We start from the raw sequence: 26,020 nt of genomic DNA, 5'->3' as shown, positions 1-26,020 counted from the left end.
GGAGCGGCCCGCGCAGATGGCGAAAAGCCGCGCCCCCCAGGCTAAAACCTGGGGGGCGCGGCATCCATTCCGGGCCCGGTGGGGCCGCCGGGAGCGGTGGTCAGCTCTCGGGGCGTTCCTCCGGGGCTCGCTCGGGCGCCGGGGCGGGCTCCGCCGCGGTGCTCTTCGCGGTGGTGATCGCCGGCGTGGCGCCGTTCGCGCCGTTCGTCAGGGCCAGCTCCTTGGGGGAGAGGACCGGCGGGCGGGTGGACGGCGTACGACGGGAGGAGCCCGTCCAGGCAGGCCGCGGCGGGCGCTTGACGATCGGGGCGAAGATCTCGGCGATCTCCTCCTTGCCCAGCGTCTCCTTCTCCAGCAGCTGCAGCACGAGGTTGTCGAGGACGTCACGGTTCTCGACCAGGATCTCCCACGCCTCGTTGTGCGCGGTCTCGATGAGCTTCTTGACCTCTTCGTCGACCAGCGCCGCGACCTCTTCCGAGTAGTCGCGTTGGTGAGACATCTCACGCCCGAGGAACGGCTCGGTGTTGTCGCCGCCGAACTTGATCGCGCCGAGACGCTCGGTCATGCCGTACTGCGTGACCATCGCCCGGGCCAGGCCCGTGGCCTTCTCGATGTCGTTGGCGGCACCCGTCGTCGGGTCGTGGAAGACGAGCTCCTCGGCCGCGCGGCCGCCCAGCATGTAGGCCAGCTGGTCCAGCATCTCGTTGCGCGTGGTCGAGTACTTGTCCTCGTCCGGCAGCACCATCGTGTAGCCGAGGGCGCGGCCTCTCGACAGGATCGTGATCTTGTGGACGGGGTCGGAGTTCGGCGAGGCCGCCGCGACCAGGGCGTGTCCGCCCTCGTGGTACGCGGTGATCTTCTTCTCCTTGTCCGACATGATCCGGGTCCGCTTCTGCGGGCCCGCGACCACACGGTCGATCGCCTCGTCGAGCATGTGGTTGTCGATCAGCTTCTTGTCGCTGCGGGCCGTCAGCAGGGCGGCCTCGTTCAGCACGTTGGCCAGATCGGCACCCGTCATGCCGGGCGTACGGCGGGCCATGGCCGACAGGTCGACGTCGGGCGCGACCGGCTTGCCCTTCTGGTGAACCTTCAGGATCTCCAGACGGCCCTGCATGTCCGGGCGGTCGACGGCGATCTGCCGGTCGAAACGGCCGGGGCGCAGCAGCGCCGGGTCGAGGATGTCGGGCCGGTTGGTCGCGGCGATGAGGATCACGCCGCCCTTGACGTCGAAGCCGTCCATCTCGACGAGCAGTTGGTTCAGCGTCTGCTCGCGCTCGTCGTGCCCACCGCCGAGGCCGGCGCCGCGGTGGCGGCCGACCGCGTCGATCTCGTCGACGAAGACGATCGCCGGGGCGTTCGCCTTGGCCTGCTCGAACAGGTCACGGACCCGGGAGGCACCGACACCGACGAACATCTCGACGAAGTCGGAACCGGAGATCGAGTAGAACGGCACCCCGGCCTCGCCCGCGACGGCACGCGCGAGCAGGGTCTTGCCGGTACCGGGAGGCCCGTAGAGCAGAACGCCCTTGGGGATCTTGGCACCGACGGCCTGGAACTTGGCCGGCTCCTGGAGGAACTCCTTGATCTCGTGGAGCTCCTCGACGGCCTCGTCGGAACCGGCGACGTCCGAGAACGTCGTCTTGGGGGTGTCCTTGGTGATGAGCTTGGCCTTGGACTTCCCGAAGTTCATGACGCGGGAGCCGCCGCCCTGCATCTGGTTCATCAGGAACAGGAAGAGGACCACGATGAGAATCAAGGGAAGCAGGAAAGAGATCAGCATCCCGATGAACGGGTTCTGCTTGGACGGCGAAACCGTGTAGCCGTCCGGGATCTGCTTGTTCTGGAACTTGTTCTGCAGCGTGCTGGCGATGTCCTCGCCCTGATTGCCGATGTAGCTCGCCTGAATCTTGGAGCTGCCCTCGACCTTTACGCCGTCCTTGAGCGTGACCTTGATGGTCTCGTCATCGCCGGTGGTGAGCTTGGCCGACTCCACCTTGTTCTGGTTGATCGCCTGGACGACCTGGCCGGTGTCCACCGTCTTGTAGCCACCGGACGAGCCGACGACCTGCATCAACACGACCACGGCAAGGACGGCCAGCACGATCCACATGACCGGCCCACGGAAGTATCGCTTCACGTCCATCCATACGGAGCGGTGCCGCCCCGTCCCTCCTGCCATAGTGAGTTTGATAAAGCCTGTTCTTCGGACGGTACCCCAGCATTGTCACCTGAAGCCGCGCGGGACGGCTGGCGATCCGTCTACGCATGCTCCAACGGCGGGAAGCACGCTGGGGTTCCCGATCACCCTCACGGCACCCCGGCCGGAGTCTCAGCCGCCGTACACGTGGGGCGCGAGCGTACCGACGAACGGGAGGTTGCGGTACTTCTCGGCGTAGTCGAGGCCGTAGCCCACGACGAACTCGTTGGGGATGTCGAACCCGACCCATTCCACGTCGATGGCCACCTTCGCGGCCTCGGGCTTGCGCAGCAGCGTGCACACCTTGAGGGAGGCGGGCTCGCGCGAGCCGAGGTTGGAGATCAGCCAGGACAGGGTCAGGCCGGAGTCGATGATGTCCTCGACGATGAGGACGTGCTTGCCCTTGATGTCGGTGTCGAGGTCCTTGAGGATCCGCACCACACCGGAGGACTGGGTGCCCGCCCCGTACGAGGATACGGCCATCCAGTCCATGGTGAGGGGGGTGGACAGCGCCCGGGCGAGATCGGCCATGACCATCACCGCGCCCTTGAGGACGCCGACGATCAGCAGGTCCTTGCCCGCGTACTCCGCGTCGATCTTCGCGGCCAGCTCGGCCAGCTTGGCGTCGATCTCTTCCTTGGTGATGAGTACCTGCTGAAGGTCGGCACCCATGTCTTTCGCGTCCACCCGCATCACTTTCGGTCGTCCCTGACTGAGCGGCCCCTCCACCGACTGCCCGGTGGGGACGCGATTCAGCCTTGCCGAATCACCAGTCTGCCACCCTGCCGCCGGGCCACGACCTTGCCGGGGAGGTTGATGGCACCCTGACCGCGCCAGCCGGTGATCAATCGGTCGACTTCCTCGAGGTGCCGGGCGAACAGCGAACCGGCCGGGGAACCGGCCGCGATGGCGGCCCGGCGCAGGACGCGGCGGCGTACGGCGGGCGGCAGGGCGTAGAGCTTCGCGCACTCCAGGAGCCCGGCGGCGTCGCGGACGGTGGCCTCGGCCTGGGTGGCCCAGGAGTCGAGGGCGTCGGCGTCGTCGCGGGAGAGCTGGGCCGTACGGGCGAGGGCCTCGACGACGCCCTTGCCGAGGGCCTTCTCCAGGGCGGGCAGGCCCTCGTGGCGCAGCCGGGAGCGGGTGTAGGCCGGGTCGGCGTTGTGGGGGTCGTCCCAGACGGGCAGGGACTGGACCATGCAGGCCTTGCGGGCGGTCTGCCGGTCGAGTTCCAGGAAGGGCCGCCGGTAACGGCCGTCGGCCCCCGAGACCGCGGCCATCCCGGACAGGGAGCGGATGCCGGAGCCGCGGGCGAGGCCGAGCAGGACGGTTTCGGCCTGGTCGTCCCGCGTGTGGCCGAGCAGGACCGCGGCGGCGCCGTGGCGTTCGGCGGCGATGTCGAGCGCGGCGTAGCGGGCGTCGCGGGCGGCGGCTTCGGGGCCGCCGGCGCGGCCGACGGTCACGGCGACGGAGTCGACCGGGTCGAGGCCGAGTTCGCGCAGGCGCAGGACGACTTCCGCGGCCCGCAGGTCGGAGCCGGGCTGGAGACCGTGGTCGACGGTCACGCCACCGGCTCTGACGCCGAGCTTCGGGGACTCGAAGGCGAGGGCGGAGGCGAGGGCCATGGAGTCGGCGCCGCCGGAACATGCCACGAGCACGAGCGGCGGGGATGGGGGTACCTCCCTGCTCGAGCGCAGCCGAGAGCTTGGGGAAAGCTCGTGCGAGGGGGCGTGCGGGAGTGCGGCGGCGGTGCGGTGGTGCTCGGTGAGGAGGTCGTGGAGGACGCGGCGGACCGCCAGGCGTATCGCCGCGACCGCAGGATGGGGACCCATGTCCGGTTCCCTTCATGAAGTTTTCGGGGGGTGAGCCCGATGCCGGTCACGCAGAGTGTGTAGATGGTGACAGAACCGGGCCGTTCCCCGAGCATTGCACGCCTACCCCTCGCTCACGGTCCCTCGGACGGGTGATTGGAGGGGCGTTCGCCTCCCGTGGGCCCGTTTCCTTTCACGACCTTCCCGCGATGTTCACTACTCGGCCCTGCGATGCACCCGCGCGACCCAGTCCGCCGGTTTGGCGATCTCCGTCTTGGTGGGGAGGGTGTTGGGCGAGGTCCAGACGCGGTTGAAGCCGTCCATGCCGACCTCGTCGACGACGGCCCGTACGAAGCGTTCGCCGTCCCGGTACTGCCGCAGCTTGGCGTCCAGGCCGAGCAGCTTGCGCAGGGCCAGGTCCAGGCGGGAGGCGCCCTTGGCGCGGCGCTGCTGGAACTTCTCGCGGATCTCCCCGACGCTCGGGACGACGTCCGGTCCGACGCCGTCCATCACGAAGTCGGCGTGGCCCTCCAGCAGGGACATCACGGCCGTGAGGCGGCCGAGGATCTCGCGCTGGGCGGGGGTCTGCACGATCTCGACGAAGGAGCGGCCGCCGTCGTCCTCCTCGCCCTCGGGGCGGCCCCCGGCGAGGCTCTGGGCGGCTTCGCGTACGCGCTCCAGGACGGTCATGGGGTCGACGTCGGTCTCGGCCAGGAACGACTGGATCTCACCCTCGAGGTGGTCGCGCAGCCAGGGCACGGCCGTGAACTGCGTGCGGTGGGTCTCCTCGTGCAGGCACACCCAGAGCCTGAAGTCGTGCGGGTCCACGTCGAGTTCGCGCTCCACGTGCACGATGTTCGGGGCGACGAGCAGGAGCCGGCCGCCGCCACTCGGTGCATCAGGGGGGCCTCCGGCCGGGAACTGGCGCGTGGCCGGGGCGAAGGTCTCGTACTGGCCGAGGACGCGGGAGGCCAGGAAGGACAGGAGCATGCCCAGCTCCACGCCGGTGACCTTGCCGCCGACGGCGCTCATGACCGTGCCGCCGGGGCTGTTGCCGCGCCGGTCCTGCATCTTGTCGAGCAGGGGTTTCAGGAGTTCCCGGAAGCCGGCGACGTTCGCGCGGATCCAGCCCGGGCGGTCGACGACCAGGACGGGGGTGTCGTGGCCCTCCTCCGTGCCCAGACGAGTGAAGCCCCGGACGTGTCCCTCCGAGGCCTTGGCATGCCGGCGCAGCTCCGCGACGACGGCCCGGGCCTCGTCGGCGCTGACGTCGGGGCCCGGCCGTACGAGCCGGGTCGCGGTCGCGACCGCGAGATTCCAGTCGACCATGCCGGTTGAAGCGCCACCGATGCTCGTCATGTGTCAACCGTACGTGAGCTCCGGCCGCTGGGGCAGGGCGGCGAGGGGTGGGGGACGCCGGGTTCGTTGCCGGGTGCTCGGCGTCGCAGGCCGTGCCCACTCTCCCCCATCGCCCCAGCGGAACGACTGCCCACGGCCAGGTAGGCAGTCACCGGCAGCCGCACGCCGCCAACGTCGTTGCCGCCTTGTCCAGGGCCTTCTGGGCCGCTGCCGGGTTTCTGGTGTCGTTGGCCATGAAGGCGAAGGCGAGCAGGCGGCCGTCCTGGTCGACGACCGTGCCTGCGAGGGTGTTCACGCCGGTCAGGGTGCCTGTCTTGGCGCGGACGACGCCGGCCGCGCCGTCCGTGTATCGGGTGGTCAGGGTGCCGGTGAAGCCGGCGACGGGGAGGCCGGTGAGGGCCGGGCGGAGTTCGGGGTGGGCGGGGTCGGCCGCCTTGGCCAGGAGGGCGGTGAGCAGGTCGGCCGTCAGTCTGTCGGCGCGGTTCAGGCCGCTGCCGTCCTTGAAGGCGGCGCCCTTGAGGGGCAGGCCGAGCTTGCGGAGCCGGGCATTGATCGCCCGGTCGGCGCCGGCGAAGTCGGCCGGGTGGCCCGTGGCGATCGCCGTCTGGCGGGCGAGGGCCTCGGCGATGTCGTTGTCGCTGTTGGTCAGCATCCGTTCGACGAGGGTCGAGAGCGGGGGCGAGGCGACCGTGGCCAGAGTGTTCGCTCGGGTCGTGGCCTTCGACGGGCCGGGGGCCGTGGCCTTGATGCCGCGGGACTTCAGGAGGTCCCCGAAGCGGCGGGCCGCGTCCGCGGCCGGGTCGGTCACGCGGGTGACCGGGCCACTCGCCGAGTCGTCCGTGCGGCCCTCGTCGACCATCAGGGGGCTGACGAGGGCGAGGTTGGGGTTGACCCCGATCGGGTGCTGCTGGGTGCCCGCGTAGCGGGTCGTGTCGTAGGAGAGCGTCACGTCGCGGATACCGCGCTGGGCCAGGGCCGCGGCGGTCTTGTCGGCCAGGGTGCGCAGGCTGGCCCAGCCGTCGGAGGCCTCGCGGGCCGTGAGGGTGGGGTCGCCGCCGCCGACCAGGACGACTTCCTTCGTGTCGGGTTCGAGCGCGGCACGGGTGGTGAGGCGGTGGTCGGCGCCCATCGCGGACAGTGCGGCGACGGCCGTGGCGATCTTCGTCGTCGAGGCCGGGACGAGCGCGGCGTCCGAGCCCGTGCCGAACAGGCGCCTGCCGGTCGTGACGTCGACGACCGCCGCCGCGGGCCGGGGGCCGAGCTCCGGGTCCTTCAACAGAGGCGTGAGGGTCTTCGCGAGCGCCCTGCCGTCCGGGGCGGACTTCACGGTGCTGACGCCGCCGAGGCTGGTGAGTACGGGCCCGGCGCTGGGGGCGGGCCGGGGTTGCGCGGGTGCGCCGGGGGCACGGCCGTGATCTGTGCCACCCGTGCGGCCCAGAGCCACGGCCCGGTCCCGCTCGGCCGTACGCTGACCCGCGGAGTCCCAGGGGCCGGCGGCGGTCACCACACCGGCGGCCAGTGCGAGACCGGCGGTGGTGGCGCCCGCGGTGTACTGCCAGGTCTTCGACCGTGTGACCCGCGCGACCTGCGGTTTTCCGACTTGGGCGAGCCGCGCGACCCGTGGTTTGGCGGCCGCGGCGGCCCTGGCCAGCCGCGGTCGTACGGCATCCGCGATCCGCACCACATGCGGTCTCGCGGCCCGCCAAGGACGCAGCTCAGGCACGACCACCAGCCCCTTTCGCGATCACACACCGGCGTGAGGGACACTTAACCACCAGACCTATGTGTTGATCATGGAGGAGCCACCGGTGGAGTTCGACGTCACGATCGAGATTCCGAAGGGTTCGCGCAACAAGTACGAGGTGGACCACGAGACCGGTCGTATCCGCCTGGACCGGCGACTCTTCACCTCGACCGCCTACCCGACCGACTACGGCTTCGTCGAGAACACCCTCGGCGAGGACGGCGACCCGCTGGACGCGCTGGTCATCCTGGACGAGCCGACCTTCCCGGGCTGCCTCATCAAGTGCCGGGCGATCGGCATGTTCCGGATGACGGACGAGGCCGGTGGCGACGACAAGCTGCTGTGCGTGCCGGCGACGGACCCGCGCGTGGAGCACCTGCGGGACATCCACCACGTGTCGGAGTTCGACCGCCTGGAGATCCAGCACTTCTTCGAGGTCTACAAGGACCTGGAGCCCGGCAAGTCGGTCGAGGGCGCCGACTGGGTGGGCCGTACGGACGCCGAGGCCGAGATCGAGCGGTCGTACAAGCGCTTCAAGGACCAGGGCGGTCACTGACCCTTCTGATGCTCACGGGCCGTACGCCTGCGCGTGCGGCCCGTTCGCCTGTATGTGCGCATACTGAGGCTGGGGGTACTGAGGCTTACGTGTCGTACAGGGAGCGCCAGGCAGTGACGGACGCGGAGGACCGCAAGCCGAAGTCGGACGAGGTGAGGAGCATGTTCCTGCCTCCGGCGGGGGCCGCCCTCGACGGAGACATGTCGACGACGTCGGAGTTCGCGATCCCCGAGGGTCTTGCCGTTCCCAGAGCGACCGTCTCGGAGTCCGAGGCGACGTCCGAGTTCGCGCTGCCGCAGGGGCTGGACGTCTCGCAGGGGCCCTCGGCGGAGTCGGAGGGGTCGGCGTTCACGCCGCCGAGCACGTACAGCGCGAAGCACGCCCCGTCGGCGTTCACCCCGCCGAGTGGGATTCCCGTGGTCAGCCTGACCAAGGACGTGCCCTGGCAGGACCGGATGCGCACCATGCTGCGCATGCCGGTGGCGGAGCGGCCGGCGCCGGAGCCGAGCCAGCGCGGCGGCGACGACTCGGGGCCGGCCGTGCCGCGCGTGCTCGACCTGACGCTGCGTATCGGCGAGTTGCTGCTGGCGGGCGGTGAGGGCGCCGAGGACGTGGAGGCGGCCATGTTCGCCGTCTGCCGGTCGTACGGGCTGGACCGCTGCGAGCCCAACGTCACCTTCACGCTGCTGGCGATCTCGTACCAGCCGTCGCTCGTCGAGGACCCGGTCACGGCGTCGCGGACCGTGCGCCGCAGGGGCACGGACTACACGCGGCTGGCGGCCGTGTACCAGCTGGTGGACGACCTCAGCGACGACGAGACGGCGGTCTCCCTGGAGGAGGCCTACCGGCGGCTCGCCGAGATCCGCCGTAACCGGCACCCCTACCCCGGCTGGGCTCTGACCGGCGCGAGCGGGCTGCTGGCGGGTGCGGCCTCCGTGCTCGTCGGCGGTGACCTGATCGTGTTCGTCGCGGCCGCGCTGGGCGCGATGCTCGGCGACCGGCTGGCGTGGCTGTGCGCGGGGCGCGGGCTGCCGGAGTTCTACCAGTTCACGGTGGCCGCGACGCCGCCGGCGGCGATCGGGGTCGCGCTGACCCTCAGCCATGTGGACGTGAAGGCCTCCGCGGTGATCACCGGTGGGCTGTTCGCGCTGCTGCCCGGGCGGGCGCTGGTGGCGGGGGTGCAGGACGGGCTGACCGGCTTCTACATCACCGCGTCCGCGCGTCTGCTGGAGGTCCTGTACTTCTTCGTGGGCATCGTCGCGGGCGTGCTGATGGTGCTGTACTTCGGCGTGCAGCTGGGGGCCCGGCTGAACCCGGACGCGGCGCTCGGGGTCTCCGACGAGCCGGTGCTGCTGATCGGTGCGTCGATGCTGTTGTCACTGGCGTTCGCGGTACTGCTCCAGCAGGAACGATCCACCGTGGTGTGGGTGACGCTGAACGGGGGTGTCGCGTGGATCGTGTACGGCGCGATGCACTACGCGGGGGGCATCTCGCCGGTGGCGTCCACGGCGGCGGCGGCCGGGCTGGTGGGGTTGTTCGGGCAGCTGTTGTCCCGGTATCAGTTCGCTTCGGCTCTGCCGTACACGACCGCCGCGATCGGGCCGCTGCTGCCGGGTTCCGCGACGTACTTCGGGCTGCTGGCGATCGCGCAGAACAAGGTGGACGAGGGGTTGGTGTCGCTGTCGGCGGCGGTGGCGCTGGCCATGGCGATCGCCATCGGGGTGAATTTGGGATCCGAGATCTCGCGGATGTTCCTGCGGATCGGGTCTGCCGAGAAGCGGCGGGCCGCCAAGCGGACCAGGGGTTTCTAGCGCCCTTCGGCCCTTCGGCCCTTTGCCCCTGGGCTCCGGGCTTCCGGTCCGTCGGCGGCCGCGAGTCGTCTGTCAGTAACCCCCGTTGTAAGGGGGCTGGCCCCCGCCCTGCTGGGTGCCGTACGGCTGCTGCTGGCCGTAGCCCGGGGCCTGGGGGTACTGGCCGTAGTACTGCTGGTCGTTGTAGCCGTTGTGGTTGCCGTACGGCTGCTGCGGCTGCTGCTGGTGGTGGGGCTGGTCGTCCGGGGTGATGCGGCGGAGCTGGGTCGTCGCGTCGTCCATGACGGGGGGACAGGGCTGGGACGCCGGGGTCTCGGACGCTGCGCGCTTCTTCTTGGAGCGGTCGCGGAGGTACTCGACGATGATCGGGACGACGGAGAGCAGGACGATCAGGATGAGGATCGACTCGACGTTCTTCTTGATGAAGTCGATCTGGCCGAGCCAGTAACCGGCGACGGTGACACCCGTCCCCCACGCGATGCCGCCGATCACGTTGTACGTGAGGAACGTGCGGTACTTCATACGGCCGGCGCCGGCCACGATGGGGGCGAACGTGCGCACGATCGGGACGAAGCGGGCCAGGACGATCGCCTTGGGGCCGTACTTCTCCATGAACTCGTGGGCCTTGTCCAGGTTCTCCTGCTTGAAGAGCTTGGAGTTGGGACGGTTGAAGAGCTTCGGGCCCAGGAACTTGCCGATCATGTAGCCCACTTGGTCGCCGACGACGGCGGCGATCACGATCAGCGTGCAGACCAGCCACAGGGGCTGCGTGATGTAGGTGCCCTCGGCCACGAAGAGACCCGCCGTGAACAGCAGCGAGTCGCCGGGCAGGAACGCGAAGAGCCCGGATTCCGCGAAGACGATGAGCAGGATGCCGGGCAGGCTGAACGTCGAGATCAGGTAGTCCGGGCTGAGCCACTCGGGGCCGAGCGCAAGCGTGGTCACGGGGATGTGGCTCCTGCTGCTGGGGGGTACGGGCTGGGGCTGGCTGCTTCAAAGTATCAACGCAGCCGTGATGGCCCAGGTTCCATGGGGGTACTCAGGATGCACTGTCGGCCGTCCCGGAGAAAGCTGTGAACCATGGGCATCGATGAATTCGGCGGCGGACAGGGCCCCCAGCCCGACGTCCTCGTCGTCACCACGAACGACGTACCCGGCTACCGCGTGCGGGAGGTGCTCGGCGAGGTCTTCGGCCTGACGGTGCGGTCCCGGCACGTGGGGAGCCAGATCGGCGCCGGGCTGAAGTCGATGGTCGGCGGCGAGCTGCGCGGTCTCACCAAAACACTCGTGCAGACCCGCAACCAGGCCATGGAGCGACTCGTCGAACAGGCACGCGCGCGTGGTGCCAACGGTGTGCTCGCCTTCCGCTTCGACGTGACGGCGGCGGCGGACGTCGGCACGGAGGTGTGCGCGTACGGCACGGCCGTGGTGATCGAGCCCGAGGACGCGGGGTGACCACCCTTTGCCCGGCGCGGCGGCAGGGCGCGTTACCCGACAGCCCCCCTACCGCCGGCCGGGCGTGCGTCACGCCTGGTGGCGGTCCGCGTTCGCCTGGATCGCGTCGCGCAGGTGCTCGGCCATACCCGGGCGCATCGAGTCCTTGAAGCGCTCGTCGGAGACGTACATCCCGCCGAGGCAGCGGTGGAGTTCGTACGAGCACTCGTAGAACCACGTGCAGATGTGCTGCCGGTGCTCCTCCGCCAGGGCCATGGCCGCCTCGCCGGCGGGCGGTTCGCCGGCGGCCATCAGGGCGCCGTAGCGCTCGTCCCAGTCGGCCGCCTCGTCCTGGATCCGCTGCCAGTCCTCCTTGGTGTAGCGGGCGACGCGGCGCTGCGACTCGGCGTACTCCTCCGTGTCGCCCCAGCGCGCTTCCACCTCTTCGGCGTACTGCTCCGGGTCCTTGCCCCCGAAGACCTCGAACTTCTCCTCGGGCGTGAGGTTGATGCCCATCTTGCGTGCCTCCATGGCGTTCTCCACGGCAGCCGCCATCTTCCGCAGCTTCTCGATCCGGGCGGTCAGCAGTTCGTGCTGCCGGCGCAGGTGTGCCCGCGGGTCCGCGTCCGGGTCGTCGAGCAGGACGGCTACCTCGTCGAGCGGGAAGCCGAGCTCCCGGTAGAACAGGATCTGCTGCAGCCGGTCGAGGTCGGTGTCGCTGTAGCGCCGGTGACCCGCGCGGCTGCGTTCACTGGGGACGAGCAGGCCGATGTCGTCGTAGTGGTGCAGCGTGCGCACCGTGACGCCGGCGAAGCCCGCGACCTGTCCCACGGAGTAACTCACTTCGGCTCCCTTCTTCTTCCGTGCTTCACGGTGGGGCCTCACGCCACGTGAGGTGCAAGCGTGTTTCCCATTTGTCCCGTTTGATACGTCTGATCCGTTTATCGTGTGCCTGTGGTCCAGGACTCCGCGCGGCAGGCGCCCTCCGTCAGCCCCGCGGCTCCCGCCCGCGCCCTGCTGCCGTCGATCCTGCCCGCCGTGGCCGTGGGGGTGTTGGCCGGCCTGCTGCTGGTGGGGGTGGAAATCGCCGCCGGGGAGCTCCAGGGCGTGCTGTGGCGGACCGTGCCGGACGCGCTGGGGATCGGCCGGTACTCGGTGGCGTGGATGTTCGTGGTGCTCGTCGCGACCGGGGTCGCGGTCGGGCTGGTGGTGTGGAAGGTGCCGGGTCACGCGGGCCCCGATCCGGCCACGGTCGGGCTGGACGCCCCGGTCCTGCCGCCCGTCGTGCTGCCGGGGCTGCTGCTGGCGACCGCGCTGACGCTGGCCGGCGGGCCGAGCCTGGGCCCCGAGAACCCGATCATCGCCGTGAACGTCGGCCTGGCCGTCTGGCTGGGCGGCCGGGCCCTCCCCCGGGCGCCGGGCCGGATCTGGCCGGCGCTGGCGGAGGCGGCGACGCTCGGCGCCCTGTTCGGCACGCCCGTGGCCGCGGCCCTGGTGATCTCCGAAGTGCTGGCCCGGCAGGAGACCCGCGGGCTGCTGTGGGACAACCTGTTCGCGCCGCTGACCGCCGCCGCGGCCGGTGCCCTGACCGCGACCCTCGTCGACCACCCGAGCTTCGACCTGGACCTGCCGTCCTTCGGCCGGCCGGGGTGGGCCGACCTGCTCGCGGCGCTCGTGGTCGCCGCGGCGGGCGCGCTGCTGGGCATGGGTGCCGTGCGCGCCTTCCCGTACGTCCACGCGGCGTTCCGCCGGCTGCGGCACCCGATGCTGATGCTCCCGGTGGGCGGGGCCGTGCTGGGCTGCCTCGCCGCTCTGGGCGGCCCTCTGACGCTGTTCAAGGGGCTCGACGAGATCGCCGAGCTGGCGCACGCCCCGGACGGCCGGTCGGCCGGGGAGTTCGCCGTCCTGACGGTGGTGAAGCTGGCCGCGCTGCTCGTCGCCGCGTCCTGCGGATTCCGCGGCGGGCGCATCTTCCCGGCCGTGTTCGCCGGCACCGCCCTCGGTCTGTGCGCGCACGCCCTGGTGGCCGGGGTGCATCCGTCGGTGGGTGTGTCCGCCGGGGTGCTCGGGATGCTGCTGGCCATCACCCGGCAGGGCTGGATCAGCCTCTTCGTCGCCGCGGTGCTGGTCGCCTCGCCGGGGATCATCGCCCTGCTCTGCGTCGCCTCGCTGCCGGCCTGGCTGCTGGTCACGGGGCGGCCGCAGATGCAGCTGCACCCGGACGGCGCACCCGTCCGCTGACACCCCGACCCCACTCCTGGAGGCTCCCTTGCCGCTCAACGAAGGCCCCCGCCGGCCCGGCGAACGCCGCCTGTCCGTCAACCCGTTCTACGGTCCCGCCAACCCGGTCGGCGACATGGCCGAAGCCCCGCCCACGCACCGGCTCCCGGACCAGCCGATGGCACCGGTGACCGCCCACCAGCTGGTGCGCGACGAGCTGATGCTGGACGGCAACGCGCGGCTGAACCTCGCCACCTTCGTCACGACCTGGATGGAGCCGGAGGCCGGGGTGCTGATGGCGGAGTGCCGGGACAAGAACATGATCGACAAGGACGAGTACCCGCGCACGGCCGAGTTGGAGCGGCGGTGCGTGGCGATGCTCGCCGACCTGTGGCACGCGCCCGACCCGGCCGCGGCCGTGGGCTGTTCGACGACCGGGTCGAGCGAGGCCTGCATGCTCGCCGGGATGGCGCTGAAGCGGCGCTGGACGCGGCGCAACGCCGACCGGTACCCCGGGGCCCGGCCCAATCTGGTGATGGGCGTGAACGTGCAGGTCTGCTGGGAGAAGTTCTGCAACTTCTGGGAGGTGGAGGCCCGGCTGGTGCCCATGGAGGGCGAGCGGTTCCACCTGGACCCGCAGGCCGCCGCCGAGCTGTGCGACGAGAACACCATCGGCGTCGTCGGGATCCTGGGCTCGACCTTCGACGGGTCCTACGAGCCGGTCGCCGAGCTGTGCGCGGCGCTGGACGCGGTGCAGGAGCGGACCGGGCTCGACATCCCCGTGCATGTCGACGGGGCGTCCGGTGCCATGGTCGCACCGTTCCTCGACGAGGACCTGGTGTGGGACTTCCGGCTGCCGAGGGTGGCGTCGGTCAACACCTCGGGGCACAAGTACGGCCTGGTCTATCCGGGCGTCGGCTGGGCGCTGTGGCGGGACGCGGAGGCACTGCCGGAGGAGCTGGTGTTCCGGGTGAACTACCTGGGCGGCGACATGCCGACGTTCGCGCTGAACTTCTCCCGGCCGGGCGCGCAGGTGGTGGCGCAGTACTACACGTTCCTGCGGCTGGGCCGGGACGGCTACCGGGCCGTGCAGCAGGCCGCGCGGGACGTGGCCACGGGGCTCGCCGGGCGGATCGAGGCGCTCGGCGACTTCCGGCTGCTCACCCGGGGCGAGCAGTTGCCGGTGTTCGCCTTCACGACCGCGCCGGACGTGACGGCGTACGACGTCTTCGACGTCTCACGGCGGCTGCGCGAGAGCGGCTGGCTGGTGCCCGCGTACACCTTCCCGCCGCACCGGGAGGACCTGTCAGTGCTGCGGGTGGTGTGCCGCAACGGCTTCTCGGCGGACCTCGCCGAGCTGCTCGCCCAGGACCTGGAACGCCTGCTGCCGGAGCTGCGCCGGCAGCCGCGGCCCTTCACGCGGGACAAGGGCGCGGCCACCGGGTTCCATCACTAGCGACTCAGGCGCCCGAACCTCCCTACCGCCAGCGGGAAGAACACCGCCAGCAGGGCCAGGGGCCAGACGACCGCCGCCCACACGTGCCCGGACTCCGCGCCGGGGCTGCCGAACAGGTCCCGTACGGCCGTGGCCGTGTGGGACATCGGGTTCCACCCCACGACCGTGCCGAGCCAGCCGGGCATGGTGTCGGGCAGGGCCAGGGCGTTGGACAGGAAGCCGACCGGCCAGACCAGGATCTGCACGGCCTGGACCATCTCCGGCTTCCCGGCCACCAGCGCCAGGTAGATGCCGATCCACAGCATGGCGAACCGGAACAGCAGCAGCAGGCCCACGGCGCCCAGGAAGGCCGCCGGACCACCCTGGACCCGCCAGCCGAGCGCGGCGCCCACGCCGGTCAGCACCACCAGGGCCAGCGCCGACTGGAGCATGTCGGCGGCCGAACGGCCCACCAGCACCGCTCCGTCGGCCATGGGCATCGAGCGGAAGCGGTCGATGACCCCCTTGTCGAGGTCCCGGGTGACGGCGATCATCGTGCCCTCCAGGCCGAAGGCCATGGTGAGCGCGAGCATGCCCGGGATCAGATAGTCGCGGTACTCGCCGCTCACTCCCCGGCCGCCGCCGACCAGGTAGCCGAACATGAGCAGCAGCATCACCGGGAAGACGAGGTTGACGACCAGCTGCACCGGCTGCCGCCCCCAGCGGGCGAGTTCCCGGCGGGTCATGGTCCAGGAGTCGGTCAGGGCGTAGGCGGTCACGCGGCCTCCTTCACTCGGCGGTCGTCTCCGGTCAGGTGCAGGAACACCTCGTCCAGCGTCGGCCGCCGCAGGGCGACGTCCTCCGCTTCGATACCGGCCTCCTGAAGGGCCCGTACGACCCCGGACAGCGCCTCCATGCGGTCGGTCACCGGGGCGCTCAGCAGGCGGCGGTCGGTGTCGACGGTGACCCCGGCAAGCGGCAACACGGCGGCCGCCGCGCCCAGTTGGCCCGCGTCGCGCAGGACCACGTCGACGCGGTCGCCGCCGGTCTCCGCCTTCAGCTCGTCCGCCGTCCCCTCCGCGATGACCCGGCCGGCGTCGACGACCGAGATACGGTCGGCGAGCTGGTCGGCCTCCTCCAGGTACTGCGTGGTGAGCAGGACTGTCGTGCCGCCGCCGACGAGGGAGCGGACGGAGTTCCACACTTCGGCGCGGCCGCGAGGGTCGAGGCCGGTGGTCGGCTCGTCCAGGAACAGCACCTCCGGTTCGGTGATCAGGGAGGCCGCGAGGTCCAGGCGGCGCCGCATGCCGCCGCTGTACTGCCGGACCGCCTTGCGGCCGGTGCCGGCCAGGCCGAAGCGCTCCAGCAGCTCGTCGGCACGCGCGCGTGCCCGCTTCGCGCCCAGGTGGTGCAGCCGGCCGAACAGCTCCAGGTTCTGCCGGCCGCCGAGCTCCTCGTCGAGCGCGGCGTGCTGGCCGAGCAGGCCGATGCGCAGCCGCACGGCGTACGCCTCGCGCACCACGTCGTGCCCGGCCACCTCGATCCGGCCCGCCTCGGGTCGCAGCAGCGTGGACAGGACCCTCACCAGGGTCGTCTTGCCCGCGCCGTTCGGGCCGAGCACCCCGTGCACCGTGCCGCGCGCGACCCGCAGGTCGAGCCCGTCCAGCGCCTTCTTGTCGCCGTATCTCTTCTCCGCGCCTTCGACGGTGATCGCCGTGTCGGCCACAGACACTCCCTCGCTAGTCAAACTTGACTACAGGCTCGAAGGTAACTCCGGGCCACCCATTCGTCAAATTTGATTAGTGGTCGTCCCCGGGGTGCCGCTCCCCCGTCGCGTACGGGTTCTCCTCGCCCTCGGCCAGCACGCCGACGAACGGGTCCCCCTCGTCGGCGAAGGTGTAGGCACCGCCCTCGATCCGCTCGATGAGACCGCGGGTCCACTCGGCCTCCGAGTCGGCCGTGTGGACCCACATGTTCATGATCTCGCCGATGTGGCCCAGCTGTCCGGGCCCCTCCTCGGGGACGTAGTGCTCCAGGACGGAGGCCCGCCACTGCTCGATCCGCAGGGTGCGCTCCTTCAGCAGCGCGACCGCCTCCGCCCGCGGCAGGTCGACGACGAAGCCGACGGCGGCCGTCTTCACGTCCCCCCGCTGGTCGTACGTCACCAGCGCCTCGCGCAGCAGCCGGAAGTACTCCTCGGTCCCCTGCCCGGTGAGCTCGTACTCCGTGCGCGGCGGGCCGCCGGCCGTGGACGGGGCGACCTCGTGCGCGTGCAGCAGTCCCTGCTTCGCCATCTGCTTCAGGGCGTGGTAGATCGAGCCGGGCTTGGCGTTGGACCACTCGTGCGCGCCCCAGTACTCCAGGTCGTTGCGCACCTGGTAGCCGTGGGCCCGCCCGTGCATGCGGACCGCGCCGAGCACGAGGAGACGGATCGCTGACATGCGCCCCAGCCTAGGACGCGGGCGCCACCTGCTGTTCCGCGGCCACCAGCTCGAAGGCCGTCGCGCCGTCCAGCGACTCGCGGATGATGTCGGCGTGGCCGGCGTGCCGGGCCGTCTCGCGGATCAGGTGCAGGCACAGCCAGCGCAGCGAGAGCCACTCGTCCTTCGGGTTCCAGGACGTCTTCGCCAGCAGGAAGGTGTCGTCGAGGCTGGGTGCCGAGCGGATGAACGACTCCGTCTCGGCGGCCACCTTCTCGTAGTACGCGAGACAGGAATCCACGGTCTCGTCGCCCACCAGGCGGAAGCACTCGTGCCAGTTCGACTCGTCCCGGTGGACGGCCGGCGGCTCGCCCTTGGCCCGTGCGATCCAGCCCTGCTCGACCTCGGCGACGTGCTTGAGCAGCCCGGCGAGTGACAGCTCGCTGGCGCTGGGCGTGCTCACGGCCTGCTCGTCGGTCAGCCCCAGCACCGCCCGCCGGATGCCGCCGCGCTGCTCCGCGATGAAGGAGAGCAGCGCTCCGCGCTCGTCGCCGCGTGTCTCCGCGGGAACGTGAGTGACCATGACCGCCGCCTTTCGCCGCATCCGGGGGCCTCTCCCCCGACACCGACGAAGCTACGGGCCCTTGCGGTCAGGTTCTGTCCGCAAGGGCCCGGCGTCTCGTACGAGGTCTAGAACGGGAAGCGGCTGCGCCCGTGCTGCACGGAGATCCACTTCAGCGTGGTGAAGGAGTCCAGCATCGTCTCGCCGTTGAGCCGGCCCAGGCCCGAGTGCTTCTCGCCGCCGAAGGGGACGATCGGCTCGTCGTGGACGGTGCCGTCGTTCACGTGGAACATGCCGGTGTCGATCTGCTTGGCGAAGTTCACGCCCCGCTCGATGTCGCCGGTGTGGACGGCGCCGCTCAGGCCGTAGGGGGTGTCGTTGACGAGGCGGACGGCCTCTTCCTCGCCGTCGAACGGGACGAGAAAGGCGACCGGGCCGAAGATCTCCTGCCTCAGCAGGTCCGAGTCGGCGGGCAGGCCGGTCAGGACGGACGGCTCGACGAGGTTGTCGGTGCGACCGCCGCGCACCAGGGCCGTGGCGCCCTCGGCGAGGGCCTGCTCGACCGCGCCCGCGACGGCGTCCGCCTGCGAGGAGTTGATGACCGGGCCGATGACGGTCTCCGGGTCGCGCGGATCGCCCGCCTTGAGGGTCTTCACCTTGGCGACGAACTTCTCGGTGAACTCGTCGGCGACGGACCGGTCGACCAGGACGCGGTTGGCGGCCATGCAGACCTGGCCCTGGTGGACGTACCGGCTGAAGACGGCCGCGTCGACCGCGTAGTCGATGTCGGCGTCGTCGAGGACCACCAGCGCGCTGTTGCCGCCCAGTTCGAGGACCGAGCGCTTGAACTGCCGGGCGCAGACGGTCGCCACGTGCCGGCCGACCTGGTCGGAGCCGGTGAAGGAGATGACCTTCGGGATCGGGTGCTCCAGGAAGGCGTCGCCGATCTCGGCGATGTCGGTGATGACGACGTTCAGCAGACCGCCGGGCAGGCCCGCGTCCTCGAAGATCTTCGCGACCAGGGAGCCGCCGACGATCGGCGTGTTCTGGTGCGGCTTGAGCACCACGGCGTTGCCGAGCGCGAGCGCCGGGGCGACGGACTTGATCGAGAGCAGGAACGGGAAGTTGAACGGGCTGATCACGCCGACGACACCGACCGGCACGCGGTAGACGCGGTTCTCCTTGCCGTCCACCGGCGAGGGGAGGATCCGGCCCTCGGGGCGCAGCGCCAGCTGGACCGCCTCGCGCAGGAACTCCTTGGCGAGGTGCAGTTCGAAGGCGGCCTTCAGACGCGTCCCGCCGAGCTCGGCGATGATCGCCTCGGATATCTCGGCCTCGCGCTCCTCGATGAGCCTCAGGGCCTTCTCGAAGACGGCACGGCGGGCGTAGGGGTTGGTCGCGGCCCACTGCTTCTGGGCGCGGGCGGCCGCCTGGTACGCCTGGTCGACCTCGTCGACCGTGGCTATCGTGATCGACGCCAGCTTCTCGTCGTCGTACGGGTTGAAGTCGATGATGTCCCAGGAACCGGTACCCGGGCGCCACTCACCGTCGATGTACTGCTGTGCAAGGTCGGTGAAGTAGGACGACGACATGTGATCCCTCGATCCCTAGCAGACCCTCGATCGCGCCTTCACGATCTGATCACACGTCATCGTACTGACGTTTCAGGCGAGTTGGAGGCTTCAGGAGAGTTGGAGGAGCCCCCGGAGAAGATCGCGGCTCTCCGAAGGGCCCGGACTGTCGCTCTGGAGCTCCTTGAGCGCCTTCTCGTACTGGGCGACGTCCTCGTGCTTGTCCAGGTACAGCGCGCTGGTGAGCTGCTCCAGGTAGACCACGTCCGAGAGGTCGGACTCCGGGAAGCTGAGGATCGTGAACGCGCCACTTTCGCCGGAGTGGCCTCCGAGACTGAACGGCACCACCTGAAGGCGCACGTTGGGCCGCTCGGAGACCTCGATGAGGTGCTGGAGCTGGCCGCGCATCACCTCGCGGTCCCCGTACGGGCGGCGCAGGGCGGCCTCGTCCAGGATGATGTGGAAGTCGGGCGCGCGCTCGTCGACGAGGTGCTTCTGCCGCTCCAGACGCAGCGCCACACGCCGCTCGACATCGGCCTCGCTCGCGCCCTGCATGCCCCGCCGGACCACCGCGTGCGCGTACGCCTCGGTCTGGAGCAGGCCGTGCACGAACTGCACCTCGTACGCCCGGATCAGCGAGGCGGCGCCCTCCAGGCCGACGTAGGTGGGGAACCAGCTGGGCAGCACGTCGGAGTAACTGTGCCACCAGCCCGCTACGTTGGCCTCCTTCGCCAGGGACAGCAGGGAGGCGCGCTCCTGCTCGTCCGTGATGCCGTACAGCGTCAGCAGGTCCTCGACGTCTCTGGTCTTGAAGCTCACCCGGCCCAACTCCATCCGGCTGATCTTCGACTCGGAGGCGCGGATCGAGTAACCCGCCGCCTCGCGCGTGATGCCCCGCGCCTCACGCAGTCGCCTGAGTTGTGATCCGAGCAGCATGCGCCGCACCACCGATCCCGGCTCTCCCGCGCTCACGTTCGCCAGCCTCCCCAACGTCTCCAGGGGCCGAAGTCTGCCACTAAAACACTCCGAGCAGTACTCGTCCGGTTACGGAAACGGAATCCAGCCGGGGGACGCACGCGCGCGGTAACAAGAAAGAGGCAAGCGAACGGGCAGACAGCGGCGTGAAGATGACGGAAAAATTGACCAACAAGCGGTACGGGACGACTCATTCCGGTCACGTGCACGTGCATCTGCCCTTGCATCTGCTGTACGCATCCGAAACCATGGTCTCGCACCACCGCCGCATCGCACCGACCGCGAATTCCCGGGAGTGCCTCGCATGGGGACGAATGGATCGACCATGCTCGAGCCGTTACGGCAGGGCCTTCCGCCGCTGGATCCCGCGGCCGTGTCCGACGCCGCCTCCTGCGCTCTGCCCGCCCGCTACGAAGCGGTGCGTGAGGCGCGGCAGTTCACCCGCAGAACGCTCGACCAGTGGGACATGGGCGACCGTTTCGACGACGTCTGCCTGGTGGTCTCGGAACTTGTCACCAACGCCCTGCGGCACGGCCTGCCGGCGAGCACCCGCTGCGTCAGCGGACAGGAGCCTCCCGTACGGCTGCACCTGATGCGGTGGGCCGAGCGGCTGGTGTGCGCGGTGCGCGACCCCAGTCACGACAGTCCCGTCACCCGGGAGACCGACGACTTCTCGGCCGAGTCGGGCCGGGGGCTGTTCCTCGTCGACTCCTTCAGCGACAGCTGGGGCTGGCATCCGCTCGCGGGCGCGCTCAGCGGCAAGGTCGTCTGGGCGCTGTTCCGGCTGCCGCGGACCTGTTCGGGGCCGGACGCGGAATGAGAAACCGCGGCGCTTCCTGACGCCGCGGTTCTACGCGCGTCGCCGCGCGTTGAGTTCCGATTGCCCCGTTTCGTTACGTCCGTAAGGCGCCTGCCGGACTGTCAGCCCGCCACCAGGTGGTCGAACTCGCCGTCCTTCACGCCCAGCAGCATGGCCTCTATTTCCGCACGGGTGTAGACCAGTGCGGGACCGTCGGGGAAGCGCGAGTTACGGACGGCCACGTCACCGCCCGGCAGCCGGGCGAACTCCACGCACGAGCCCTGCGAGTTGCTGTGCCTGCTCTTCTGCCAGGCCACACCGCGCAGCCCGGCGGCCCCCATACCGTTGTACACGTCGTGGTCCACAGGTCGCTCCCCGGTGGTGCACTGGCTTGTGTGGCCATTGATGCAGTGGTCAACTGACCCGGATCATAGCCCTGTTCATGTGCAAATGCATGGGCAGATGCACGTGCACGCGCGGTGGTCCTGCGGTTACAGCTTTGACGACCGCTTTATCGAAGCTCTTGCCTGTTTGACGGCACTGCGCCGCCGCGCGTTCCCGGGCGCCTGCGACGAACCCGGTGGGTTCGGCGGAGGTGTCGTGGAGGCGGAGCATCCGCTCGGCGGCGGGGACGGGCGCCGGGGCGGTGGCGAAGCCGGAGAAGCGGGAGCTGGGGCGTGGGGTCCGGGGCCTCGGGCAGGACCGGCCGGCCTCCATGCGGAAGACGGCCGCAGCGGGCGGGGGCGGGGAGAAATGGGCCGTGCGGATGACCCAGAGGTCCTCCTCGGGGCCGGTACGGGGGTCAGTCGATCGCCGGACGGGCGGTCGGTCACCCGGCCCTGACGGACCGTGCGGCGTGCGCCCCGTGCGGCCCGGCGGCCGATGCATGGGGTTCCCCATGCGTCAAGCGTGGGGAACCTCACCTGGGCCAGGGCTGTCAGGGGCCGGTGTTCGGCGTCGGCGGCCGGCGGCTGGCGACCGGTGGCCGGTTGTCCGGTGGCCGGCTGTCCGAGGTCCGGCGACCGGCGACCGGCGACCGGCGACCGGCTGTACGACGTCCGGCTCCGGCTCCGGCTGTCCAGTGGCCGGCGTCCGGCTCCGGCGACCGGCTGCCCGACGTCCGGCTGTCCGGTGGCCGACGTCACCGCGGGAGTGCGCCGCGGCAGCCGGAGTACGGCCTCAGCGGCTGGCCTGCGGCAGCAGCAGCCGGAGAACCGCCTCAGCGGCTGGCGTACGGCAGCAGGGCCATTTCGCGCGCGTTCTTGATCGCCCGGGCCAGCTGCCGCTGCTGCTGGGCCGACACGCGGGTGACCCGGCGGCTGCGGATCTTGCCGCGGTCGGAGATGAACTTCCGCAGCAGGTCGGTGTCCTTGTAGTCGATGTACTCGATCCCGGCCTGGTCCAGCGGGTTGGGGCGGTTCTTGACCGGCTTGCGGTCGATCTTGCGGGGCATCTCGGGTCAGACCTCCAGGAGGGTGTCGAAGGCGTGCGGCAGCCGCTGCCAGGCGTCGCGCCCGGCCGCGTACTCGGCGTCGGTCAGCAGGCAGGACTCCAGCAGCGTCTCCAGGCCGTCCCGGTCGAGGCCGGGCGAGGTGAAGACCAGGTGCTGGCCCCGGTCGCCGTGCTCGGGGTGCCAGTCCAGCGCGGCGGCGGCGCGGCGCACCGGCGGGACCATCTCCCAGGCCGCGTCCGGCAGGGAGGCGAGCCACGGCCCCACGCTCTCCACGCACAGGGCCCCGCCCGCCGCGTCCCAGTGGAACAGCGTGTCGGGCTTGTCGGCGAGCCAGAACCGGCCCCGGCTGCGGGCGGCCGCGCAGGTCAGGTCCTCCAGGGCGGCGTAGAGCCGCTCCGGGTGGAAGGGGCGGCGCTGCTGCCAGACCAGGGTGGAGACGCCGTGCGCGTCGGCGTCGGCCGGGAGCAGGGCGCAGGCCGGGTGCTGGGCGGCCGCCGCCGACTCCACGTCGAAGCCGGCCAGGGCGGCCTCGGCCAGCGGCGACAGCGGGCGCCGGCGCGGGGACGGCACGGTCAGGCCGTCAGCCGTGTCCTGCACGAAGGCGCCGAGCGCGGGTGCGCCCGCCAGGTCACCGTGGCCGATCGGGACCTGACGGGCCGTCGGGTGCAGCTGGGCGAGCAGCTCGCGGTCCTCGTCGTCGGCCTCCGGGGACTCGGCGATGGCGAGGACGGGGGCGTACTCCAGCTGGCGGGCGAAGGTGTCGGCGACCGTGCGCTGGTCGGTGGTGGCGGCGGCGAGACCGCCGTCGGCCAGGTCGTCGCCGTTGCCGAGGTACGGCAGGACCAGGGCCGGGTCGACGGCGGTGATCACGCCGGTGACGGTCAGCCCGCCGGCCGTGACGACCTCGGCCATGGCCTTGGGTTCGACGGAGTCCCACAGCTCGACGACGGCCAGGGGCGTCTGCCCGGCGTCCGCGAGCCGCTCCAGCTCCGGGACCAGGTCCTCGCGCAGGGCGCAGCAGGCACAGTCGTTGACGAGCGGCGCCTCCCCCGCGTCCAGGATGCCCGTGGCGTCCCGGACGGTCCGTACGACTGTGCCGGCCGCGGCCGTGCCCAGGTCGTGGTGGAGAGCGACGCTGCCCGGCACGTCGGCGAGCAGCCGCACCACGGCCTCCTTGCGGGCGTCGGCGTGCAGCCCGCCGACGATGACGACGGAGAGCTCGGGCACGGGGTCAGCCCTTCTTTCCGTACCGGCGCTCGAAGCGCTCCACGCGCCCCGCGGTATCCAGGACGCGGGCCGTGCCGGTGTAGAAGGGGTGGCTGACGTCGGAGATCTCGACGTCCACGACCGGGTAGGTGTTGCCGTCCTCCCACTCGATGGTCTTCTCGCTCGTCATGGTCGAGCGGGTGAGGAAGGCGTAGTTCGCGGCACGGTCACGGAAGACGACGGGACCGTAGTCCGGGTGGATTCCCTTGCGCATGAGTCAGCGCTCCTCTCGGAAGTCGACGTGGCGGCCGACGACCGGATCGAACTTGCGCAGGGTCAGTCGGTCCGGGTCGTTGCGACGGTTCTTGCGGGTCACGTAGGTGTAGCCGGTCCCGGCCGTGGACCGGAGCTTGATGACCGGCCGGAGTTCGTTGCGTGCCATGCCGCTATGCTACTGAAAATGAATTCCATGTGCATCACCTGGGCCAGAGAGAGAGGAACGTCACCACCATGTCCGCGCACTGCATGCTGACCGGCACCCAGCCCGGCTTCGGCAACCGCATCTCGCACTCCCACCGGCGCACGTCACGCCGGTTCGACCCCAACATCCAGACCAAGCGCTACTGGCTGCCGAGCGAGGGCCGGTACGTACGCCTGCGGCTGAGCGCCAGGGCGATCAAGACCATCGACACGATCGGAGTCGAGGCGGCCGTCGCCCGGATCCGCGCCCGGGGAGTGAAGGTCTGATGGCGAAGAAGAGCAAGATCGCGAAGAACGACCAGCGGCAGGAGATCGTCGCGCGGTACGCCGCCCGGCGGGCCGAGCTGAAGGAGATCATCCGGCGGCCGTCGTCCACGGATGCCGAACGGCTCGCCGCGCAGGCGGAACTGCGCAGGCAGCCGCGCGACGCCAGCGCCACGCGGGTGCGCAACCGGGACCAGGTGGACGGCCGGCCGCGCGGTTACTTCCGGGCGTTCGGGCTGTCCCGGGTGAGTCTGCGGGAGCAGGCGCATGCGGGGTATCTGCCGGGGGTGCGCAAGTCGTCCTGGTGAGCTGGGGGACTTCCCCGATGCGGAGGTCTACCCAGCGTGGGGGCTTCCTGGCGTCGGCGGGCCGTAAGAGGCCCCCGGGGATTCACCCCGGGGGCCTCTTGACCGGCCCTGGTAGCTTGCTTCGATCGTTCCGGCAAGGGCCCGCGGGCTCCGCCGGGGCCGGTCGGCGGCTACAGCTTGGGGGCTTGCAGTGACTACGGTGATCTTCTCGCGTCGCCCGGGAGCGCGTCAGGGCGTGCGGGTGGCGGCGGCGGCCGCGGGCCTGGCGGGCGTCCTCGTGCTGTCCGCGTGCAGCGGTGACGGCGGCTCCGGGGACGATGCGACGTCCAGCCCGGCCCCGTCCGCCGCGGCGTCCGCCGGAACGGGCGACGACTCCGGCTCGGGGTCCGAATCCGGTTCCGGTTCCGACGGGTCGGCCGCCGACGGGCTCGCGGGCAGTTGGCTGGCGACGACCGACGGCAAGGCCGTGGCTCTGGTGATCACCGGCAAGCAGGCCGCGCTCTTCGCCACCGGCGGCAGCGTGTGCAGCGGCACCGCGGGCGAGGAGTCCGGGATGCGGATCATCCGCCTGAAGTGCACGGACGGCAGCAAGAAGCGGACGACCGGCATGGTCGACTCCGTGAACGGCCAGAGCCTCAAGGTCACCTGGGAGGGCGGCCTCGGCGCGGAGACGTACACCAAGGCCGAGGGCGGGAAGCTGCCGACCGGGCTGCCGACGGCGGGCCTCGGGTAGGAGCGCGGGGTTTTACGGGGCGGTGGTTCCAGAGGCCTCCCGGGCGGGCGACCGGTCCGGGTGCGTGACGGCCCACGGGTCCGGGATGATCCATGCGTCGGAACCGCTCATCGCCATCACGCACCAGAGGACCACATGCGCACCCTTCCTCCCCTCGCCCTGGCCACCGCCCTCGCAGCCACACTCCTGCTGACCGCCTGCGACGACGACAAGGCCAGTTCCGACGACGCCAAGAACGCGGACCGGCCGGGCAGTTCCGCCTGCGCCATCGGCGACTTGGGCGTGGAGGTCGGGGCCGGTGCCGCCCCGGCCGCCGGGGACACCGGCAACGTCACCGTCACCCTCACCAACAACGGCGCCCCGTGCACCCTGAAGGGCTTCCCCGCCGTGGACCTCGCGGCCGAGGACAGTACGACGTCCGTGTCCCCGGAGGAGGGCGCGAAGGCCCAGCCGCTCACGCTGGGGAAGGGCAGCACCACGTCCTTCACGATCACCTACGTCCGGGGCAAGGCCGGCGCCGCGCAGAGCCTTGCCGTGCGGAAGGCATCCTTCACCCTGCCCGGCGCCTCCGAGGACGCGCACGACCTGACGTGGTCGTACGGCGAGGTCGCCCGGAGGGACGGGAGCAGCAGCGGTGGCGCGGCGCAGGCCTCGGTGAGCGGCTTCGAGTCCGCGGGCGACTGAC

General features: G+C 70.9%; 28 protein-coding genes. 10 read left to right on the top strand and 18 right to left on the bottom strand.

The window, feature by feature from the left end; all coding sequences use genetic code 11:
* Positions 1-100: 100 nt before the first annotated feature.
* From ftsH to dacB, 5 genes are all read right to left on the bottom strand, one after another.
* Positions 101-2,143 (bottom strand): ATP-dependent zinc metalloprotease FtsH, encoded by a 2,043-nt coding sequence (gene ftsH / locus HDA41_RS22530; protein WP_184986556.1) that lies wholly within the window; start codon positions 2,141-2,143, stop codon positions 101-103.
* Positions 2,144-2,329: 186 nt separating this feature from the next.
* Positions 2,330-2,890 carry a hypoxanthine phosphoribosyltransferase gene (gene hpt / locus HDA41_RS22525; RefSeq protein ID WP_020270244.1) on the bottom strand — a complete coding sequence of 187 codons (561 nt, stop codon included), beginning with the start codon at positions 2,888-2,890 and terminating at the stop codon, positions 2,330-2,332.
* A gap of 59 nt (positions 2,891-2,949) precedes the next feature.
* On the bottom strand, positions 2,950-4,026 hold the full coding sequence (tilS, locus tag HDA41_RS22520) for a tRNA lysidine(34) synthetase TilS (RefSeq protein ID WP_184986554.1): 1,077 nt from the start codon (positions 4,024-4,026) through the stop codon (positions 2,950-2,952).
* A gap of 195 nt (positions 4,027-4,221) precedes the next feature.
* Positions 4,222-5,364, bottom strand: a complete 1,143-nt coding sequence (locus tag HDA41_RS22515; RefSeq protein WP_184986552.1) for an Rv3626c family coenzyme F420 biosynthesis-associated protein — start codon at positions 5,362-5,364, stop codon at positions 4,222-4,224.
* Positions 5,365-5,512: 148 nt separating this feature from the next.
* A complete protein-coding gene (dacB, locus tag HDA41_RS22510; protein WP_184986550.1) occupies positions 5,513-7,093 on the bottom strand; it encodes a D-alanyl-D-alanine carboxypeptidase/D-alanyl-D-alanine endopeptidase in 1,581 nt (526 codons plus the stop codon).
* A 79-nt stretch (positions 7,094-7,172) separates the two neighbouring features.
* On the opposite strand from dacB, the gene HDA41_RS22505 reads away from it, so the two are divergent.
* Both HDA41_RS22505 and HDA41_RS22500 read left to right on the top strand, forming a co-directional pair.
* Entirely contained in the window at positions 7,173-7,664 is a 492-nt protein-coding gene (locus HDA41_RS22505) for an inorganic diphosphatase (protein WP_059193998.1), read from the top strand.
* A gap of 113 nt (positions 7,665-7,777) precedes the next feature.
* Positions 7,778-9,475, top strand: coding sequence for a threonine/serine exporter family protein (locus HDA41_RS22500; RefSeq protein ID WP_184986548.1), 1,698 nt, complete (start codon positions 7,778-7,780; stop codon positions 9,473-9,475).
* Between the two features lie 72 nt (positions 9,476-9,547).
* On the opposite strand, the gene HDA41_RS22495 is transcribed toward HDA41_RS22500, so the two are convergent.
* Positions 9,548-10,420: a DedA family protein gene (locus HDA41_RS22495; RefSeq protein ID WP_184986546.1), complete on the bottom strand. Its 873-nt coding sequence runs from the start codon at positions 10,418-10,420 to the stop codon at positions 9,548-9,550.
* A 135-nt stretch (positions 10,421-10,555) separates the two neighbouring features.
* On the opposite strand from HDA41_RS22495, the gene HDA41_RS22490 reads away from it, so the two are divergent.
* A complete protein-coding gene (locus HDA41_RS22490; RefSeq protein ID WP_184986544.1) occupies positions 10,556-10,930 on the top strand; it encodes a YbjQ family protein in 375 nt (124 codons plus the stop codon).
* 69 nt (positions 10,931-10,999) lie between these two features.
* On the opposite strand, the gene HDA41_RS22485 is transcribed toward HDA41_RS22490, so the two are convergent.
* Positions 11,000-11,752: a MerR family transcriptional regulator gene (locus tag HDA41_RS22485; RefSeq protein WP_184986542.1), complete on the bottom strand. Its 753-nt coding sequence runs from the start codon at positions 11,750-11,752 to the stop codon at positions 11,000-11,002.
* A 111-nt stretch (positions 11,753-11,863) separates the two neighbouring features.
* On the opposite strand from HDA41_RS22485, the gene HDA41_RS22480 reads away from it, so the two are divergent.
* Together HDA41_RS22480 and gad are read left to right on the top strand one after the other, a co-directional pair.
* Positions 11,864-13,150, top strand: a complete 1,287-nt coding sequence (locus HDA41_RS22480) for an ion channel protein (protein ID WP_184986540.1) — start codon at positions 11,864-11,866, stop codon at positions 13,148-13,150.
* Between the two features lie 28 nt (positions 13,151-13,178).
* On the top strand, positions 13,179-14,585 hold the full coding sequence (gad, locus tag HDA41_RS22475) for a glutamate decarboxylase (RefSeq protein WP_184986538.1): 1,407 nt from the start codon (positions 13,179-13,181) through the stop codon (positions 14,583-14,585).
* Here the strand turns inward: gad and HDA41_RS22470 are convergent.
* From HDA41_RS22470 to HDA41_RS22445, 6 genes are all read right to left on the bottom strand, one after another.
* Entirely contained in the window at positions 14,582-15,343 is a 762-nt protein-coding gene (locus HDA41_RS22470; RefSeq protein WP_184986536.1) for an ABC transporter permease, read from the bottom strand. The genes gad and HDA41_RS22470 overlap by 4 nt on opposite strands.
* Positions 15,340-16,290 (bottom strand): ATP-binding cassette domain-containing protein, encoded by a 951-nt coding sequence (locus tag HDA41_RS22465; protein WP_311772156.1) that lies wholly within the window; start codon positions 16,288-16,290, stop codon positions 15,340-15,342. The genes HDA41_RS22470 and HDA41_RS22465 overlap by 4 nt, the downstream gene beginning before the upstream one ends.
* A gap of 73 nt (positions 16,291-16,363) precedes the next feature.
* Positions 16,364-17,005 (bottom strand): PadR family transcriptional regulator, encoded by a 642-nt coding sequence (locus HDA41_RS22460; protein ID WP_184986533.1) that lies wholly within the window; start codon positions 17,003-17,005, stop codon positions 16,364-16,366.
* A 10-nt stretch (positions 17,006-17,015) separates the two neighbouring features.
* On the bottom strand, positions 17,016-17,567 hold the full coding sequence (locus HDA41_RS22455) for a DinB family protein (protein ID WP_184986531.1): 552 nt from the start codon (positions 17,565-17,567) through the stop codon (positions 17,016-17,018).
* Positions 17,568-17,674: 107 nt separating this feature from the next.
* Positions 17,675-19,138: an aldehyde dehydrogenase family protein gene (locus HDA41_RS22450; protein ID WP_184986529.1), complete on the bottom strand. Its 1,464-nt coding sequence runs from the start codon at positions 19,136-19,138 to the stop codon at positions 17,675-17,677.
* Between the two features lie 90 nt (positions 19,139-19,228).
* The gene (locus HDA41_RS22445; RefSeq protein ID WP_494409554.1) at positions 19,229-20,065 is read right to left on the bottom strand and encodes a Sco1979 family transcriptional regulator; all 837 of its coding nucleotides are present in this window, start codon (positions 20,063-20,065) and stop codon (positions 19,229-19,231) included.
* A gap of 331 nt (positions 20,066-20,396) precedes the next feature.
* Here HDA41_RS22445 and HDA41_RS22440 point away from each other — a divergent pair, with 331 nt between their 5' ends.
* Positions 20,397-20,912: an ATP-binding protein gene (locus HDA41_RS22440; protein WP_184986527.1), complete on the top strand. Its 516-nt coding sequence runs from the start codon at positions 20,397-20,399 to the stop codon at positions 20,910-20,912.
* A gap of 101 nt (positions 20,913-21,013) precedes the next feature.
* Here the strand turns inward: HDA41_RS22440 and HDA41_RS22435 are convergent, their stop codons facing one another.
* The 5 genes from HDA41_RS22435 to rpmG form a co-directional block, all read right to left on the bottom strand.
* Positions 21,014-21,232 (bottom strand): DUF397 domain-containing protein, encoded by a 219-nt coding sequence (locus HDA41_RS22435; RefSeq protein ID WP_184993642.1) that lies wholly within the window; start codon positions 21,230-21,232, stop codon positions 21,014-21,016.
* A gap of 878 nt (positions 21,233-22,110) precedes the next feature.
* Positions 22,111-22,344, bottom strand: a complete 234-nt coding sequence (gene rpsR / locus HDA41_RS22430; protein ID WP_020271512.1) for a 30S ribosomal protein S18 — start codon at positions 22,342-22,344, stop codon at positions 22,111-22,113.
* Positions 22,345-22,350: 6 nt separating this feature from the next.
* Positions 22,351-23,571, bottom strand: a complete 1,221-nt coding sequence (locus HDA41_RS22425; protein WP_184986525.1) for a CobW family GTP-binding protein — start codon at positions 23,569-23,571, stop codon at positions 22,351-22,353.
* A 4-nt stretch (positions 23,572-23,575) separates the two neighbouring features.
* Positions 23,576-23,824, bottom strand: coding sequence for a type B 50S ribosomal protein L31 (locus tag HDA41_RS22420; protein WP_059419097.1), 249 nt, complete (start codon positions 23,822-23,824; stop codon positions 23,576-23,578).
* A gap of 3 nt (positions 23,825-23,827) precedes the next feature.
* Positions 23,828-23,992, bottom strand: coding sequence for a 50S ribosomal protein L33 (rpmG, locus tag HDA41_RS22415; protein WP_010044249.1), 165 nt, complete (start codon positions 23,990-23,992; stop codon positions 23,828-23,830).
* A gap of 68 nt (positions 23,993-24,060) precedes the next feature.
* Here rpmG and rpmB point away from each other — a divergent pair, with 68 nt between their 5' ends.
* From rpmB to HDA41_RS22395, 4 genes are all read left to right on the top strand, one after another.
* Entirely contained in the window at positions 24,061-24,297 is a 237-nt protein-coding gene (gene rpmB / locus HDA41_RS22410; RefSeq protein ID WP_059419095.1) for a 50S ribosomal protein L28, read from the top strand.
* Positions 24,297-24,602 carry a 30S ribosomal protein S14 gene (gene rpsN, locus HDA41_RS22405; RefSeq protein ID WP_184986523.1) on the top strand — a complete coding sequence of 102 codons (306 nt, stop codon included), beginning with the start codon at positions 24,297-24,299 and terminating at the stop codon, positions 24,600-24,602. Before rpmB ends, rpsN begins: the two co-directional genes overlap by 1 nt.
* Before the next feature lie 199 nt (positions 24,603-24,801).
* Positions 24,802-25,335, top strand: a complete 534-nt coding sequence (locus HDA41_RS22400; RefSeq protein ID WP_230299453.1) for a hypothetical protein — start codon at positions 24,802-24,804, stop codon at positions 25,333-25,335.
* 135 nt (positions 25,336-25,470) lie between these two features.
* A complete protein-coding gene (locus HDA41_RS22395) occupies positions 25,471-26,019 on the top strand; it encodes a DUF4232 domain-containing protein (RefSeq protein WP_184986521.1) in 549 nt (182 codons plus the stop codon).
* The last annotated feature ends 1 nt before the right edge of the window (position 26,020 follow it).

The organism is Streptomyces caelestis (assembly GCF_014205255.1).
GTDB lineage: Bacteria > Actinomycetota > Actinomycetes > Streptomycetales > Streptomycetaceae > Streptomyces > Streptomyces caelestis.
The sequence above is the reverse complement of the archived record's forward strand: the minus strand, read 5'-3'. Positions and strand labels throughout refer to the sequence as shown.

Coding starts and splice junctions, on each gene's coding strand:
- HDA41_RS22490 (WP_184986544.1), top strand. CDS start 10,556: ATGGGCATCGATGAATTCGGCGGCGGACAGGGCCCCCAGCCCGACGTC.
- ftsH (WP_184986556.1), bottom strand. CDS start 2,143: ATGGACGTGAAGCGATACTTCCGTGGGCCGGTCATGTGGATCGTGCTG.
- rpsR (WP_020271512.1), bottom strand. CDS start 22,344: ATGCCCCGCAAGATCGACCGCAAGCCGGTCAAGAACCGCCCCAACCCG.
- HDA41_RS22420 (WP_059419097.1), bottom strand. CDS start 23,824: ATGCGCAAGGGAATCCACCCGGACTACGGTCCCGTCGTCTTCCGTGAC.
- HDA41_RS22440 (WP_184986527.1), top strand. CDS start 20,397: ATGGGGACGAATGGATCGACCATGCTCGAGCCGTTACGGCAGGGCCTT.
- rpsN (WP_184986523.1), top strand. CDS start 24,297: ATGGCGAAGAAGAGCAAGATCGCGAAGAACGACCAGCGGCAGGAGATC.
- HDA41_RS22515 (WP_184986552.1), bottom strand. CDS start 5,364: ATGACGAGCATCGGTGGCGCTTCAACCGGCATGGTCGACTGGAATCTC.
- tilS (WP_184986554.1), bottom strand. CDS start 4,026: ATGGGTCCCCATCCTGCGGTCGCGGCGATACGCCTGGCGGTCCGCCGC.
- HDA41_RS22395 (WP_184986521.1), top strand. CDS start 25,471: ATGCGCACCCTTCCTCCCCTCGCCCTGGCCACCGCCCTCGCAGCCACA.
- rpmG (WP_010044249.1), bottom strand. CDS start 23,992: ATGGCACGCAACGAACTCCGGCCGGTCATCAAGCTCCGGTCCACGGCC.
- HDA41_RS22450 (WP_184986529.1), bottom strand. CDS start 19,138: ATGTCGTCGTCCTACTTCACCGACCTTGCACAGCAGTACATCGACGGT.
- HDA41_RS22455 (WP_184986531.1), bottom strand. CDS start 17,567: ATGGTCACTCACGTTCCCGCGGAGACACGCGGCGACGAGCGCGGAGCG.
- hpt (WP_020270244.1), bottom strand. CDS start 2,890: ATGCGGGTGGACGCGAAAGACATGGGTGCCGACCTTCAGCAGGTACTC.
- HDA41_RS22435 (WP_184993642.1), bottom strand. CDS start 21,232: ATGGGGGCCGCCGGGCTGCGCGGTGTGGCCTGGCAGAAGAGCAGGCAC.
- HDA41_RS22460 (WP_184986533.1), bottom strand. CDS start 17,005: ATGTCAGCGATCCGTCTCCTCGTGCTCGGCGCGGTCCGCATGCACGGG.
- rpmB (WP_059419095.1), top strand. CDS start 24,061: ATGTCCGCGCACTGCATGCTGACCGGCACCCAGCCCGGCTTCGGCAAC.